We start from the raw sequence: 14805 nt of genomic DNA, 5'->3' as shown, positions 1-14805 counted from the left end.
CTATAATAGTTATCGACAGATTTTAGAGCCTTTTATTGTTGTTTACGGTTGTTTACCTTATAGCCGTAGCGTTTAACAGATCAAAATTTTTTAGTAGCCCTACACCCTATCTTTCCATTGCTAAAAGCCCGCTAATTATGACTTGTGAATTTTCTCTAAAAACCTTTGATGAGCTGACTTCAGTTGATATCTATCACATCCTAAAAGCACGTTCGCAAGTGTTCGTAGTGGAACAAAACTGCCCTTATCAGGATATGGACGAGCTTGATTTTGATTGTCTGCATTTGATCGCCCATAACAACGAAGCCTTAGTGGGCTATTGCCGAATTATTCCGCCTGAGTTCAATAGAATGAAGTCTAACTTGTCGGTGGATAATAATCCAAGGGCAGCGGCGGCTATGCCAGCGATTGGTCGAGTGCTAGTGTTAGCGCAGTATCGTAGTCAGGGCTTGGCTCGGCAAATAATGACTGAGGCTATTAAGTACTGCCGCAAAAAATACGGTAAAAAGCCCATTATCATCTCAGCGCAGACTTATTTGATTAATTTTTATCAGTCGTTAGGCTTCGTTCCTGAAGGTGCGTATTATCTAGAAGATGGCATTGAACACGTCAAGATGGTATTAAACATCACTAAAAAAACGAAAGTAAAGAAACAAGGTTCCGATACCTCTAAAGCCTCCACAATATTAGGAATTCTGCTGCTGATATTAAGCGTGTCATTCATCGCAGGGCTTATATATTTGATGATTTAGTGTGCAGGTTTAGTTTGATGAGCTGAGCCGCCAGTTTTACTATTTTATATAGCGTGTTTATTGAACGTATACTTTATTAATAATGAGAACCCAAAGCTATGGCAACTACTAGCAGTGAGCAGCAAAAGCCTTTCCCCTCTTTAACTATGCCAACAGTATTATGGCAATTATCTGCATTTGCTGAGTTAACGGGCTATCAGGTTTACCATATTATTCAAGCCCGTGAACAAGTCTTTGTAAAAGATCAAAACTGCTCCTATGTTGATGCCGATGGTGTTGACTTTGCAGCACTGCATTTGTGCGCTTATCAACAGCAGGCTACCAATAGCTCAAGTAGTAACGCAAACCTTGAATTACAGCTACTGGCTTATTGTCGCATAATTCCGCCAACCGTTACTGCTGACGGCTTTCCCCATATTGGACGGGTATTAGTTTTAGCGGACTATCGCGGTCATGGGCTGGCACGTCAATTGATGCTAAAAGCTATCGATTACTGTCATAATCAGTTCTGTAACCAGCCTATTCATATCTCAGCACAAACTTATTTGATTGAATTTTATCAAACATTAGGGTTTGTCTGTATAGGCGATGTCTATAGCAATGATAGTATCGAGCACGTCAACATGGTTCTAGCGGCACTTTAACGGCAAAGGCTGCTTTAGTGGCCTTAAGTCTCTTCCACTCTAAGTATGGTTTATGCTCATTCTCTTACGGTTTGGTCTCTCACAGCCCAGCCCCTTATAGCTTACTTATAGCCTAGTCTTTTACACTACGTCACTGTCGCTCGATGTTGAGTATGCTATTTTTAATTAAGCTATAGCCCTTTCAAAATAAATAGAATCGTTTTTTCTGCCGTATTTTATTGTTTTAAATTGAATCGACTATATCCTTTTAAATAACGGTTAAAGATGGCCGTCATAGCGGTTATCACCACTCATGGATGAGGAGATGACTATGTCAAGTACGTCAATTATATCAAGCGCTACTGTTGAGAGTAATTTGCGTCCGGAATATGATTTAGAGATTCAAAAAATCGCTGATTATGTCATCAATTACTCTATAGATAACGACTCACCCAATAGCGCTGATGCTTGGCAAACGGCGCGCTATTGTCTAATGGATACTATCGGCTGTGGTCTGCTAGCGCTGCGTTTTCCTGAATGTACTAAGCACTTGGGGCCAAATTGTGCCGATCAGATTACTCCTAATGGCTCGCGCGTCCCGGGCACCTCTTATCGACTAGATCCAGTAAAAGCGGCTTTTGATATTGGCTGTATCGTGCGCTGGCTAGATTATAACGATACTTGGCTAGCGGCCGAATGGGGTCATCCTTCAGACAATCTAGGTGGTATCTTAGCCGTAGCCGACTTTATCAGTCAGCAAAATATCAGCAAAGGCCACAGCCCGCTTAAAATGCGTGATGTATTAGAGGCTATGATTATGGCGCATGAGATCCAAGGGGTGATTGCGCTAGAGAACTCCTTTAATCGAGTAGGTCTCGATCACGTGTTCTTAGTCAAGCTGGCCTCGACTGCTGTCGTTGCCAAACTCTATAACTTACCACCGGAGCGTATCATGGCCGCTATCTCGCAAGCACTAGTCGATGGTCAAGCGTTACGTACTTACCGTCATGCTCCTAACGCTGGCAGCCGTAAGTCTTGGGCCGCAGGCGATGCCACTAGTCGAGCGGTGCGCTTAGTAGATATCACTAGTCGAGGTGAGATGGGTATCCCAGGTGCGTTATCTGCGCCGCAGTGGGGGTTTTATGATGTGCTATTTAGCCATACCAATAAAGACTTAGCCACTAAACCTGAAGCGGAGCGGCGCTTTATTTTTCAGCGCGAGTTCGGCAGTTATGTGATGGAAAACATTCTCTTTAAATTAAGCTTCCCTGCGGAGTTTCATGCACAAACCGCTTGTGAGGCGGCGGTGATCCTCTATCCGCAAGTAGAAGATAGAATCGATGAGATCGACAAGATAGTATTGACAACTCATGAGTCAGCGATTCGTATTATTTCTAAAAAAGGGACTTTAAATAACCCAGCAGATCGTGACCACTGTTTGCAGTATATGGTAGCCGTAGCCCTGTTAACCGGTGATCTGATGGCGGAGAATTACGAAGATGACTACCATGCTCAGCATCACTTATTAATAGATGCGCTGCGCCGCAAAATGCAGGTTATCGAAGATGAGGACTACTCTAAAGACTATCATGATCCTAATAAGCGCTCGATTGCTAATGCTATCCAAGTATTCTTTACCGATGGCAGCAGCACCGACAAAGTAGCTATTGAGTACCCAATCGGTCATAAACGCCGGCGCAGTGAAGGTATTCCAGTTTTGCAGGCCAAGTTCCAGTCCAGTTTAGCTACTCGATTCGTTGAAGGGCGTTGTCAGGAGATCATCGCTTTATGCGACGATCAAGTTGCTTTAGAGCAAACCCCAGTAAATGAGTTTATGGACAAGTTTGTGATCAACTAGTTGGTTTTAAATCAGATATAGCCAAGCGCTAATTTATTCAACATCTGTAGAGATTTAAGGCTAATAAAAAGTTGATAATAAAATAAAAAGGGTGTGCTTTATTAAAAGCAGACCCTCTATAGATTAAACATTACACATAGCCAAGAACGATCCTACCAAGGTATTGATTCCCCTGCCCAATCGACAAAACTTCCCGATTGAGCAGCGCTCATGCCCGACAATACCTCTAGCAAACAATCAGCGCTGTAGGCTGGCGAGAACAGATGACCTTCCGCTACGTTCGCTTGAAACGGTGCCGACAGCTGAGTATTGACCGTACCCGGCTGCATCACTACTACGCAAGTCTGCTTTAAGGCGCGCCCCCATTCGATGCTTAAGTTCTTCATGCCCATATTCAGTGCCGCTTTACTCATGCGATAGCTGTACCAGCCGCCCACTTGATTGTCGCTAATACTACCGACTCGCGCCGATATAGTGGCAAAAATAGCTGGCTGCTCATCGCTACGTGCAGCTTTGGCTAGTAGCGGCTTGATATGTTTAGCAATAAGCAGTCCGGCTAAGGCATTGATCTGCATGTTTTGTAAAAAGAAATCGGTCTCAACTTGTCTAAGAGCTTTTTCTGGTTGCGCCTGTTCAGTATGCAATAGTCCAACACAGTTCACTACCCAATCAAGATGATCACTGTGTTGCTTAATCTGCTCGATTGCCTGCTTGATGCTATCCTCGCTACCCACGTCCATCGGTAGCCATTGCAGATTATCCGCTTCGATCTCCGGCACACTATTATGGTAAGTGGCAAATACTCGAATACCAGCCCTAGCACCTTGCTCATTAGCAGTGGCTTCTATCAGTTGCTCGACCATAGCTCGACCGATACCACCAGTACCACCGATAATCAGATAGGTTTTATTATTAGTATTAATCATAATGATTTCCTTATTAACGATAGGTTAGTAGTTGCTGGGTTGTGGTAATTATAAGGTTATTGCTTATCATTCTTTAAGCGGTCTAACAGCGCTAGCTGCTGATGCATAGCAAAAAACCTATAACTGAGCTTGCTTCTATTACCATAGCAAACCCTTGTACATATTGATGTTGTTTGCCCGTTGGTTATGTAGCTAACTAAGACTATTAATACAAAATAGATGAATAGCAGGCTGATAACTAAAGCTAATGCCAATAAAAAAGCCGCCTTAAAAGGCGACTCTTTATCTAAAATACTAGGAATGGGGTTATTAAATCCATTAATGAGCGGACTCTTTGGGCGCTATTGGCACCTCATTATTATCCACATCAAATAGTTTACCTTCGCTAAAGTAATCACCTTCTGTCAAATCTAATATGACATCTTGGCGTACTGAGCGCGGCTCTGTACCAGCGGCGAATACCGACTGATTCTCTGAATTACCAATTTTAAGATGGTTGAACAATAAGTTTAGAGCAATAGCCATGATCGCAGTAGAGCTGATACCTGAATGGAAAATAGTAGCGAACCAGTCTGGGAATTGATCATAGAATGCAGGAGCAGCGATCGGCAACATACCAAAGCCGATTGAAGTGGCAACAATGATTAAGTTCATGTTATTAGTATAGCTAACTTGCGCTAGGGTACGGATACCACTAGCCGCTACTGTACCGAATAGGACGATACCAGCGCCGCCTAGTACCGCAGTAGGAACAGTAGCAATCACACGTCCCATCAACGGCATCAAGCCCAATACTACCAAGATAACACCAGCAGCAGCAACTACAAAACGACTCTTAACGTTAGTAACCGCAACTAAGCCAACGTTTTGTGCAAAAGCACTTTGAGTGAATGAGCCGAACATTGGCGCAACGATACTTGAAACCATATCAGCACGTAGGCCATCGCCTAGACGTTTTGAATCGATCTTAGTGTCAATGATGTCACCAACCGCTAGGATATCTGCTGAAGTTTCTACTAAGATCACTAGGACTACAATGAACATAGAGATGATAGCAGCAAGCTCAAAGGTAGGAGCACCAAAATGGAATGGCGTAGGGAAAGCAAAGATAGGGCCGGTCATAACATTAGAGAAATCAACCATACCTACTGCCCAAGCGGCAACAGTACCGATAATCATCGCTAGCAATATCGATAAGCGACTGATAGCTGCGTTACCCAATTTGCTCAATAGTAATACTAAAGCTAGGGTAAACGCTGCTAAGCCGATGTTAGCCATACTACCGAAGTCAGGGGCCTTGCTATTACCACCCATAGCCCAACGTGCCGCTACGGGCATCAAAGTTAGACCAATAGTGGTAATAACCGCACCAGTAACCAATGGCGGAAAGAACTTGATAATCTTGGAGAAGATTGGCGTAATTAAAAGCCCAAGTACCGAGGCCGCTATTACTGCACCAAATACTGAAGGAAGTCCGCCTCCTGAAGTCACAATGGCAACGATAGTTGCCACACTAGCGAATGACACGCCCTGTACTAATGGGAGCTGACAACCAAAAAATGGAATGCCAAGGGTTTGTAATAAAGTCGCTAAACCACCAATGAATAGTGAAGCTGCGATAAGAAGTCCGATCTCTGCTGGACCTAAACCTGCAGCTTGACCAACAATAAGAGGTACGGCAATGATTCCGCCATACATAGTTAGTACGTGTTGAAAGCCATAAGCAATATTGGCTACAAGACCTAGATTCTCATCTTCTGGGCGTTCAAACGTTGATTGAGAGGTAGATTTGATGTCCATAAATAGGCGTGCTCCCTGCAGGTTATGCTTGTAATATGTGTAAACTGACACATAGTGCATTAGGTTGAAAAAATAAATTATGAGTCCTCTTGTTATAGCAGAGCTATAGCAAGAACCATTAAATATCTATGAGTATTGGGTGTTGCTATCGAATCGAACTATACATTTTTTCATACTACTAAACTCTAAAAATTGCTTATCAGCCACGCTCAACATAAAAAAGGAGGAATAGCTCCTTTAAATCAGGACATAGCTGGTATGGATTTACAATTGGAATAGCTTTAGATGATTTTTCGAATAATTTTACTAGGTAATTACATTAGGTGTTTAACTTAGGTATATAACTTAACTGATTATCGTGTCCGTCGTTCCAGAAGCATAAAAAGGGCTTTACGAATAGTCGATGCAAGTGAAGCAAAAACATGTTTTATTATCAACAATAGGTAGCAATCTAACAGAATGTTTGTCTATTGTGTGCATTTTAGTTTTGCTAGATCGGTTGCTCAGTTTTAGCATAACGCTTATTTCTGATAACCGCTAGTAGTTTTTTGACCATTTGGTCAACTTTTTGAGATATTTTGCCATTTTGAGTGATTTATTTAGTTAGATTATAACTATTCACTATGAGTTACAATAGAGAAACAAGCAAATATCTACTATCTGCTCAAACATTACCCTATGGATATCCCTTCGCTATGTTATCACCCCAAGACCAATTAACTGAACTGGTGCGCACCCTTGAGACGGAGCAGCATGTTTTTGCGACTGACCCGCTACTAGTAACCGAAAAACTGCAACTAGAGGACGGTACTGTTCTACAAAAGTTACATCGGCGTGCTTCACGCATAGACAGCAATGGCGCTTTGGCAGGAGTTTTAGGCAAGATAGAAGGACGCCTCAAAGGCATTATGGTCATCATGAGTGTGATCTGGTGCGTGTCTGGGTTTTTTGGCTTGTTTACCTTACTCCAAGCTAATGTGGTTAATTTCTTTTATGTGCTCGTTTGTTTGCTAGGTTTTCATACTATTATGCTAGTAGGCTGGCTAGTAATGACTTTAATCAATCAATCAAAGCACTCCTCTAATTGGTTTGCCAGTTTTGTGAGTCCCAGTTATTTAATTCGTGGTAAAGACGATGTTACCCAAGCCGCCGTGCGCTTGTATGAGCAGCAGTTGCAACATAGCGGTATGCGCTGGTATCTAGGTCGTTTCAGTCATCAGCTCTGGCTGGCTACTTTGACTGGTATGCTGCTAGCGATTATATTTTTATTAATTGTTCGTCAGTATAGTTTTAGTTGGGAGTCTACCTTGCTCTCAGATCAAGCGTTGATCACTTTGACTCGAGTGCTAGGGTGGCTGCCTAGTATGGTTGGCTTCGATGTGCCTAATGATGCGGCAATCGTCCAAAGCCGCTTGGTCACTGATGCCCTGCCCTTAGCTATTGCTCGGCAGTGGGCAGGGCTATTGATTGGTAGCCTGCTCATGTATGGCATCGTACCACGGGCGCTGGCCTGGTCATTCTGTGCGCTGATGTTCCGTAGCAAAAAGATGCGCTTAGATATCAAGACGCCTTATTATCAAAAGATAATAAATTTTTGGCAGCGTCAAGTGATAGATGTTGATGACTTTGTGGCAGTGGCTGCGCCTATAGCCCCCAAAGCCGTAGTCAGCAGTGCCGCTAAGCTAGTGGCACTGCTTGAGTATCCGACTAATAACCCTCTATGGTGGCAAGCGGGTCTTGAGCACTATGATGGCGCTATTGGAGCTGTCGAGGATTTCGGTATTATTGATGATCGTGAGGACTTGGCACGGTTAACGACCTATCTAGATCAACAACCGCTCCAAGTGCTGTTAGGCATCCACGATAAGGCCCTACCAGATCGAGGGACACTTCGAAAATTGGATCAAATTGCGGCGCATGCTCAACACGGGGTTATAGTGCAGCTGTTGAATAATCAAACGCTGGAAACTAATGCCGATGTGAGCAGCCCCACCTTTAACAATGTGCGTTATCAACAATGGCAAACCGCCCTTGCAGCACGGAAAATTGGCTTAGTAGCTGGCTAGTAGCTTGTTAGCAACTGAGATGCTGCCATAAACTTAGCAGATGACCCAAGCGCCCATAACTTATACTAGTCTTTTAGAGTCTCAAGCTGCATATTAAAACAACATGTTAAAACAGCTAGGTTAGCTAGTACTCTTAGGTGGAATGGGGTGAAATGATATGGCAGAGACAGATAACGGTATCAGCTTAGGTCAGTATAGTCAGACTTTAGATGGCGTCAAAGACACACTGAATCAAAGCATCTTATCTATTGCTCCTGAAGCTTGGCAGTCGTCATTGACTAGTATTTTGCCTGCCCATTGGCAAGAGTGGCTGTTACCTTTGATGGGTGGGCCGTTTTTTTTATTATTCTTAGCAGAATGGTTTTATCAAGCGCGTCGCGGTGATAGCAGCGCCTTTCACTGGCGTCGAGCCGCAACCAATTTTAGTCTAGGTGGCTCTTATCTAGGCTTTGAGTTGATTGTGCAAGCGCTTATTGTGCTGCCAATATGTCTATGGCTATACCAGTATCGGCTATTTACTATTGAAGTTACTTGGCTGAGCGCTATTCCTATTTTTATTGCAGTGGAGTTTAGTTACTATTGGTTTCATCGCAGCTCACATAGAGTGAACTGGTTTTGGTCAGCGCATGTGGTGCATCACTCTGATGATCAGATGAACTTATCGACAGCGATGCGTCAAAGCTTACTGTATTCAGTCACTGGTTGGTGGTTATTCTTCGTACCATTAATGCTGCTTGGTGTGCATCCTGTCTGGGTGTTTTTCTTCTACGCTATTGATTTGATTTATCAATTCTTTATTCATACTGAAACGGTAGGAAAACTCCCCAAGTGGGTTGAATATATTTTTGATACCCCTTCTAACCATCGGGCTCATCATGGTACTAATGGTGAGTATATCGACAAAAACTATGGTGGCGTCATTATACTGTTTGACCGCTGGTTCGGAACTTATGTCGAAGAAGATGCTATTAACAATCCGGTGCGTTACGGGGCAGTTGGCGAGCGCAGTAACGATAATATTTTTCAGCTGATTTTCGCAGCCTTTTATCGAATGTGGCAGCAATTCTTTCATGCTAAGGGGCTGAAGAATAAAGTAAAAGTATTATTTAGCCCGCCTGATGCAGTTTAGCAGCGGCTTTTATTTTTTTAGCCTTTTTTATTAGTACTAATTAATGGCTTAACCTTCTGTGCTTAACCAACAATTGCCGTTATTAATATATAGTTATATTTGCCTGACTTTACGGTAAAATTGCTATAACACTTCTCATTTACTATAAGAAATTATTATGAATAACAATAATCAGTCGACTGATAAATCAAAAGGGCTATTCGCCGATAAAGCCCTAAAAAGTGATGCTGTCGCTGTAGAGAATACCAGCTTATTAAAGCCTACTGCTGCCGATAATAGCTACAGTAACAACGATGTTAGTGCGCACTACTCAGAACCGCTATCGTCCTCTGCATTAGTTTCTACTGATGCTAATGCTGAGTGGTCAGAAAAATCACCGATGACTAAAAAAACCATTGCTAGTGGCGAAGCGCTAAAGCTTGCCGTTGTTGGTCATACTAATACTGGCAAAACCTCAATACTGCGCACCTTACTCAGAGATGTGTATTTTGGTGAAGTCAAAAATGAAGCAGCGACTACTCGACATGTTGAGCGGGCGCAGTTAACCGATAGCCAGACGGGCGAAGTACTAGTGGCTTTGTATGATACCCCAGGGTTAGAAGATGCTTCGGGTCTGATGGATTGGCTAGAGGACAACACTGCCAGTCGTCGTGATGGTATCGAGCGCTTGCAGCAGTTCTTAGCCGCAGATATCGCGCAAGGCGCTGAGCACATAGACGGCTCTGTTTATCAAGACTACAGTCAAGAAGCTAAAGTGATTCGCCAAGTGCTGGCAAGTGATATGGCCATCTATGTTGTCGATGCTCGGGAGCCAGTATTAGGTAAATATAAAGATGAATTGGCTATCTTATCTTGGGCGGCGATTCCGGTCATGCCGGTGTTTAACTTCACTGATAGTCAAGATGCCAATATTGATGATTGGCAGACGATGCTGGCACGACGTAACTTGCATATCTCTACCCGCTTTGACTCAGTAGCCTTTGAGTTTGAGGATGAAATGCACTTGTGGCAGAATCTCGCCACTATGCTTACCCACTCTGAGATGCTTGAGCAACTGATGGACAGTCGAGCTGCTGATTGGGCGCGTCTGTATGATGAAGCTAATATTATTATTGCTGACTTTCTGCTCAACGTGGCTGCCTTTGTACGAGAGATCAATGAAGACGATGATCCGATGCCAGTGTTAACGCAGATGCAAGAAGCCGTTCGTCAAAGCGAAAGGACTATGCAAAATAAATTGTTAAACTCCTACAAGTTTTATGACAATGCAGTAGCAGCAACGCCCCTTGAATTAAAAGCTTACCAGCAAGACCCATTCGATCCTGAATTACTCAAAACTTACGGTATTCGCACTACCTCAGGTGCCGCAGCAGGCGCACTATTAGGATTAGGGATAGATGCGGCAGCGTTAGGGACTACCTTAGGATTAGGAGCCGCTTTGGGTGGTCTTGCTGGTGGGTTGTTGTCTAACACTAGTAGTATCGCCGACAAGCTCACTGGGGTGAAACGCTTATATATTGATCCGGCTACTTTGACCTTATTAGCGACCAGAGCGATGGATCTACTGACGGCTCTACGCCATCGTGGTCATGCGGCGACTGATGCTACCCAAATGCTATATCAAGATGATAGTGCTATTACCCACAGCAGCGATGATGCTAAAAATGACAGCGCTGATAATCATTCAATCACCCCATGGCCGAGCCATAAATTACCTAGCGAGCTAAAAAAAGCCCGAGGTAAGCCGCAATGGTCATCGTTGAGCAGTGGTAAGTCAGAGTTAGCGCAGAGCTTACGAATGGATGCTACTTGGTCCCTAGCTAATAAACTTGAAGCTCACAAGCTGGCAGGTGACTAGCTTAACGGCTTAATGAATTAGCAACTTAATAGCTTATTAATAGCTTAGCAGCCTACTTTAGTAATTCACTCAAGGCTTTAGTACCACGGATATCGGTTTGCTGTAAGTAGACCGAATACAAGGGATAGCGTTTAAAGCTATTCTCAATATCCTTCACTATCTGCTGCTGTCTATCGGCACGTTGCTGCCAAAAGTTATCTGTTTGTACAGGGTCTATGAGTTGGTTGATCACTATAGCCGCTGGCGTGAGTTTTGCCGCTTCCAACTGCTCGATAGCTCGCCTAGTTTCTGCTAAAGGTAGAATATCGGCGGTCATCACTAATAAGATAGCCGTCTGAGTACGCTCATGTAATAGCTGTCCTGCCTGACGAAATAGCTGTTTACGCTTCTCTAATACTGCTACGGCTTGCTCCCAACGATCGGGTTTGTGCTTCTGAAATGGATTGGCCAAGTCTTTATGGTTATTGGCTTTACTAGCTGCTATCTTATTAGAGTGACTATCTAAATGAGTAGCCACTGAGCGTAACTTGGCTTGTCGTCGTTGCTGCGCTAATAATCCATCTGTCCATGCTCCCATCATCTCAGGCAACACTAACAGCCGCAAGGTATGTCCTGTTGGTGCAGTATCGAATATTATGTGTTGATAACCAGCGTCAGCAGCAGCTATTAAATGCTGGCACATAGACTCTAACATCGCGGCTTCTTGTGCTCCTGGCGCTGACTTTGATAACTGTAGATGCTCACGTATTTTGGGCATCATGTCGGGATTGGCATAAGCCCTGATAGTACGTTCAACTTGGGCAAAGTGGGCGTCAACGATAATATCGGGATTGAGTTCAATAGCATCGAGATAAGGGCTGATTGCTGTTTTTTCATTGTTGAGCTTAGTATTTAGCACATCGCCTAGGCTATGCGCAGGATCAGTTGAGATAATAAGGGTTCTTTTGTGTTTAGCGGCGAATTGGCTGGCGAGTGCTGCTGCAGTAGTAGTCTTTCCTACCCCGCCTTTGCCACCAACGAAGATAATTGGCTGTGCTGATAATTGGGTAACTAAGTTGTCTAAGGACTGTAGGGCCATAGGGTAATCTCTTTATTATATTTATAGTTAGGCTAAGCAATTAGGCTAAGCTTAAACTTTTACGGCGGTGCTTATTGCTAGCTAAGGTTTACTTACTCTGCTTGTGGGCTATGCATAGTAGCTAACATCACTAGCAGCAACCAACATGGTCAAACGGACATCTATCCATACCCATACGCGTATGCCATTCATGGAAGTTCTCTAAGAACAGCGGCTGCAACTCTAAGGTATAAAAGCTCGCTGGATTATCAATCCCTAAGCTCTCAGCAAACATTAGCAGCATAAAGAAATCTTCTTCATCACGTGCTGCTCGCGCCATAGTTTGTCGATAAGGGGCATGATAGAACTCATTAAGCCCTGCCGAAAAGCGCTGCCACCAAGTTGAGCTGTTAGTGGTTATAGGAGTTATATCGTCTGCGCTATCAGCTGGCAGGTCTGATAAAGGATCAAAACCCTCTGAAGTCTCGAAGACACCACCTATCAAACTATCACCATCTGTATTATGCATAATTGACCCTAATTATTGATGTTTTTAGCTAATATAGCATTTTGTGCTCTATATCCGTATAGCTATCAGTCGCTAAGTGCTTAGTATCTTATTTATTCTGTTTCTAAATCTATCAATCTACCTATCTATCAATTTATATATATAATTCCTGCTTTTATTGAGCATAAAAAAACGCCAGCAACTGCCAGCGTTTTTCTGTTACAACCCTTTAGTTAACTAAGGGTTAACTGGTTTTCTTACCCTTATAGGTCGACCACTCACGGCGCAGTACCGAAAAGCTCTCAAAAGTAACTAATACTGAAGCAATAAGAATAACTATATCCATAATAATCAATAGCCAGTTACCCTCATCATAGAAAGTTTTCAGCTGAATCAATAACGCAAGTAAAGTCATTACTAATAAGAAGCATAGTGGTGCTAAGGTGTACCAAACCGGCTTACCTTTGCGTAATAGGATAACCGTAACCACCATTAAGGTTAAGGCCGCCATCAACTGGTTAGTCGTTCCAAACAATGGCCAGATAATCATGCCACCAGCACCATCAATACCGCCAGCGCCGAAGGCTAATAGCAGACAGGTTCCTACGGCTAAGAAGGTCGCTACTGAGCCTTTGTTCAATATTGGCAAGTTATAAAATTCGCCAAACTCTTGGAAAATATAGCGTTGTAGTCGTACGCCAGTATCCATAGTCGTACCAGCAAACAACGCCGCCATAACGGTAAGCATAGTTTGTGATAATACCATGTCGATACCAACACCATTACTCAAGATAGTAGCACCACCGTCGATAAAGGCACCGATAGAGCCATCACCGAAGTTTTGATAAACCGCTTGCCAATCCCCTAGGGTGGCAAATCCAGCAGTAGCCGCTAGAATAGCACCAAGGGCTAACATGCCCTCGCCTAAAGCTCCGAAATAGCCAACAAAACGGGTATCTTCTTCTTTATCAATTTGCTTAGAAGTAGTCCCCGTAGCTACTAGGCCATGGAAGCCTGAAATAGCTCCACAAGCAATAGTAACAAACAACAATGGCACGATAGAAGGTGCGCTCATCGGTAAGTTAGTATTGATGGCTGGCGCAACAATGTCAGGAGTTGAGATAAATATAGCGGCGTATAGTAAGATTAGACCGACGAACAGCTGTAAGCCATTAATATAATCGCGTGGCTGTAAGAGCATCCATACAGGTAATAGCGAAGCTACTGCTGCATAAGCAAACAAGATAATGATCCAAACCGCATTATCAGGTAGTCCCATGATGGTCTCTGGCAATACGACTGGGAACATAGGCCCTAAATAGATAAGACCATATAAGGCAATCACCCCAATGATAGAAACCCACACCAAATTCATGTTATAGCGATAAATACATTGACCAATGATAAAGGCCACGACTAATGCGCCCCACACTGGCAATACGGCTGACGGTGTCTTAATCATCATATTAGCGATAGCCACACCGAATACGGCGTTGACCATTAATAATAATAAGAAAATAACTACCATCATTAAGCTGCGGACGCGCGTGCCCATAACTGTACCAGCGATCGAGCCGATAGACTGACCTCGGTTACGCATACTGGCCCAAATGGCAGACATATCATGAACACCCGCCATAAAAATAGTACCAAAAACCACCCAAATCACTGCTGGCAACCAACCCCAAATGACCGCAATAGCGGGACCAATGATCGGTGCTGCTCCAGCGACTGAAGTAAAATGATGGCCCCACAATACAAACTTGTTAGTAGGAACGTAATCCACCCCATCTTTCATAGTATGGGCTGGCGTGGCAATACTGTTATCTAATCCTAGAATCTTACTGGCTATGAACTTTGAGTAAAAAGCATAACCACATAGCATCAAAGCGACGCCAACTATTAATACGATGGCACTATTCATTCCTTTGCTCCTTTTATTTTATCTTTTCCTAGATAATGGGGAAATAGTTTGGCAACAGTATTTTGCCTATTACTATCTTCTATGGTGTTTATCAATTTTCTGCATAGCTAACCGCTGATAAAAGGCAACTGCCCTATTGATACTAGTAGCTAAATACTGAAGTTGTCTGTTTGGGGTATTGCGCTATGCAGGAGTTACTATTTTGCCATGTAAGCTTTGATGATTAAAATCTTGCGAGTATGATAAGTTATGATAATGACTTATTATGGTGAACTACTAAGTGCATAATAGCCGATAGTTAACA

At 43.3% G+C, this 14805-nt stretch carries 11 protein-coding genes; 6 read left to right on the top strand and 5 right to left on the bottom strand.

The genetic code is table 11. From position 1 onward, the window contains the following. Positions 1–137: 137 nt before the first annotated feature. The 3 genes from KZA12_RS06320 (at position 138) to KZA12_RS06310 (ending at position 3233) form a co-directional block, all read left to right on the top strand. Positions 138–752 (top strand): GNAT family N-acetyltransferase, encoded by a 615-nt coding sequence (locus KZA12_RS06320; RefSeq protein ID WP_218689636.1) that lies wholly within the window; start codon positions 138–140, stop codon positions 750–752. A 98-nt stretch (positions 753–850) separates the two neighbouring features. Further along, positions 851–1396 (top strand): GNAT family N-acetyltransferase, encoded by a 546-nt coding sequence (locus tag KZA12_RS06315; protein ID WP_218689635.1) that lies wholly within the window; start codon positions 851–853, stop codon positions 1394–1396. Between the two features lie 310 nt (positions 1397–1706). Continuing rightward, positions 1707–3233: a bifunctional 2-methylcitrate dehydratase/aconitate hydratase gene (locus KZA12_RS06310; protein WP_218689634.1), complete on the top strand. Its 1527-nt coding sequence runs from the start codon at positions 1707–1709 to the stop codon at positions 3231–3233. A 152-nt stretch (positions 3234–3385) separates the two neighbouring features. Here the strand turns inward: KZA12_RS06310 and KZA12_RS06305 are convergent, their stop codons facing one another. Then, on the bottom strand, positions 3386–4159 hold the full coding sequence (locus tag KZA12_RS06305; protein WP_201621969.1) for an SDR family oxidoreductase: 774 nt from the start codon (positions 4157–4159) through the stop codon (positions 3386–3388). Positions 4160–4477: 318 nt separating this feature from the next. Then, a complete protein-coding gene (locus KZA12_RS06300) occupies positions 4478–5959 on the bottom strand; it encodes a nucleobase:cation symporter-2 family protein (RefSeq protein ID WP_218689633.1) in 1482 nt (493 codons plus the stop codon). Between the two features lie 695 nt (positions 5960–6654). Between KZA12_RS06300 and KZA12_RS06295 the strand changes: the two genes are divergently transcribed. From KZA12_RS06295 to KZA12_RS06285, 3 genes are all read left to right on the top strand, one after another. Next, positions 6655–8025: a DUF2868 domain-containing protein gene (locus KZA12_RS06295; RefSeq protein ID WP_218689632.1), complete on the top strand. Its 1371-nt coding sequence runs from the start codon at positions 6655–6657 to the stop codon at positions 8023–8025. Between the two features lie 157 nt (positions 8026–8182). Beyond that, positions 8183–9154 carry a sterol desaturase family protein gene (locus KZA12_RS06290; RefSeq protein ID WP_218689631.1) on the top strand — a complete coding sequence of 324 codons (972 nt, stop codon included), beginning with the start codon at positions 8183–8185 and terminating at the stop codon, positions 9152–9154. Positions 9155–9311: 157 nt separating this feature from the next. Next, on the top strand, positions 9312–11012 hold the full coding sequence (locus KZA12_RS06285) for a DUF3482 domain-containing protein (RefSeq protein WP_256932856.1): 1701 nt from the start codon (positions 9312–9314) through the stop codon (positions 11010–11012). 52 nt (positions 11013–11064) lie between these two features. On the opposite strand, the gene KZA12_RS06280 is transcribed toward KZA12_RS06285, so the two are convergent. The 3 genes from KZA12_RS06280 to KZA12_RS06270 all read right to left on the bottom strand — a co-directional run bounded on the left by KZA12_RS06280 (position 11065) and on the right by KZA12_RS06270 (position 14501). Further along, the gene (locus tag KZA12_RS06280; RefSeq protein ID WP_218689630.1) at positions 11065–12090 is read right to left on the bottom strand and encodes an ArsA family ATPase; all 1026 of its coding nucleotides are present in this window, start codon (positions 12088–12090) and stop codon (positions 11065–11067) included. A 130-nt stretch (positions 12091–12220) separates the two neighbouring features. Next, positions 12221–12499, bottom strand: coding sequence for a cory-CC-star protein (locus KZA12_RS06275; protein WP_324033930.1), 279 nt, complete (start codon positions 12497–12499; stop codon positions 12221–12223). A gap of 322 nt (positions 12500–12821) precedes the next feature. Continuing rightward, positions 12822–14501, bottom strand: coding sequence for a carbon starvation protein A (locus KZA12_RS06270; protein ID WP_216580412.1), 1680 nt, complete (start codon positions 14499–14501; stop codon positions 12822–12824). Positions 14502–14805 lie beyond the last annotated feature (304 nt).

Origin of the sequence: Psychrobacter sp. BF1 (assembly GCF_019279065.1) — a bacterium.
In the GTDB taxonomy this organism is placed as follows: Bacteria; Pseudomonadota; Gammaproteobacteria; order Pseudomonadales; family Moraxellaceae; genus Psychrobacter; species Psychrobacter urativorans.
This window is presented reverse-complemented; position numbering and strand designations above follow the sequence as displayed.

Bases quoted from the DNA above. Each gene is read 5' to 3' on its own strand.
- KZA12_RS06320 (WP_218689636.1), top strand. From the start codon at position 138: ATGACTTGTGAATTTTCTCTAAAAACCTTTGATGAGCTGACTTCAGTT.
- KZA12_RS06285 (WP_256932856.1), top strand. From the start codon at position 9,312: ATGAATAACAATAATCAGTCGACTGATAAATCAAAAGGGCTATTCGCC.
- KZA12_RS06290 (WP_218689631.1), top strand. From the start codon at position 8,183: ATGGCAGAGACAGATAACGGTATCAGCTTAGGTCAGTATAGTCAGACT.
- KZA12_RS06310 (WP_218689634.1), top strand. From the start codon at position 1,707: ATGTCAAGTACGTCAATTATATCAAGCGCTACTGTTGAGAGTAATTTG.
- KZA12_RS06300 (WP_218689633.1), bottom strand. From the start codon at position 5,959: ATGGACATCAAATCTACCTCTCAATCAACGTTTGAACGCCCAGAAGAT.
- KZA12_RS06270 (WP_216580412.1), bottom strand. From the start codon at position 14,501: ATGAATAGTGCCATCGTATTAATAGTTGGCGTCGCTTTGATGCTATGT.
- KZA12_RS06305 (WP_201621969.1), bottom strand. From the start codon at position 4,159: ATGATTAATACTAATAATAAAACCTATCTGATTATCGGTGGTACTGGT.
- KZA12_RS06315 (WP_218689635.1), top strand. From the start codon at position 851: ATGGCAACTACTAGCAGTGAGCAGCAAAAGCCTTTCCCCTCTTTAACT.
- KZA12_RS06280 (WP_218689630.1), bottom strand. From the start codon at position 12,090: ATGGCCCTACAGTCCTTAGACAACTTAGTTACCCAATTATCAGCACAG.
- KZA12_RS06295 (WP_218689632.1), top strand. From the start codon at position 6,655: ATGTTATCACCCCAAGACCAATTAACTGAACTGGTGCGCACCCTTGAG.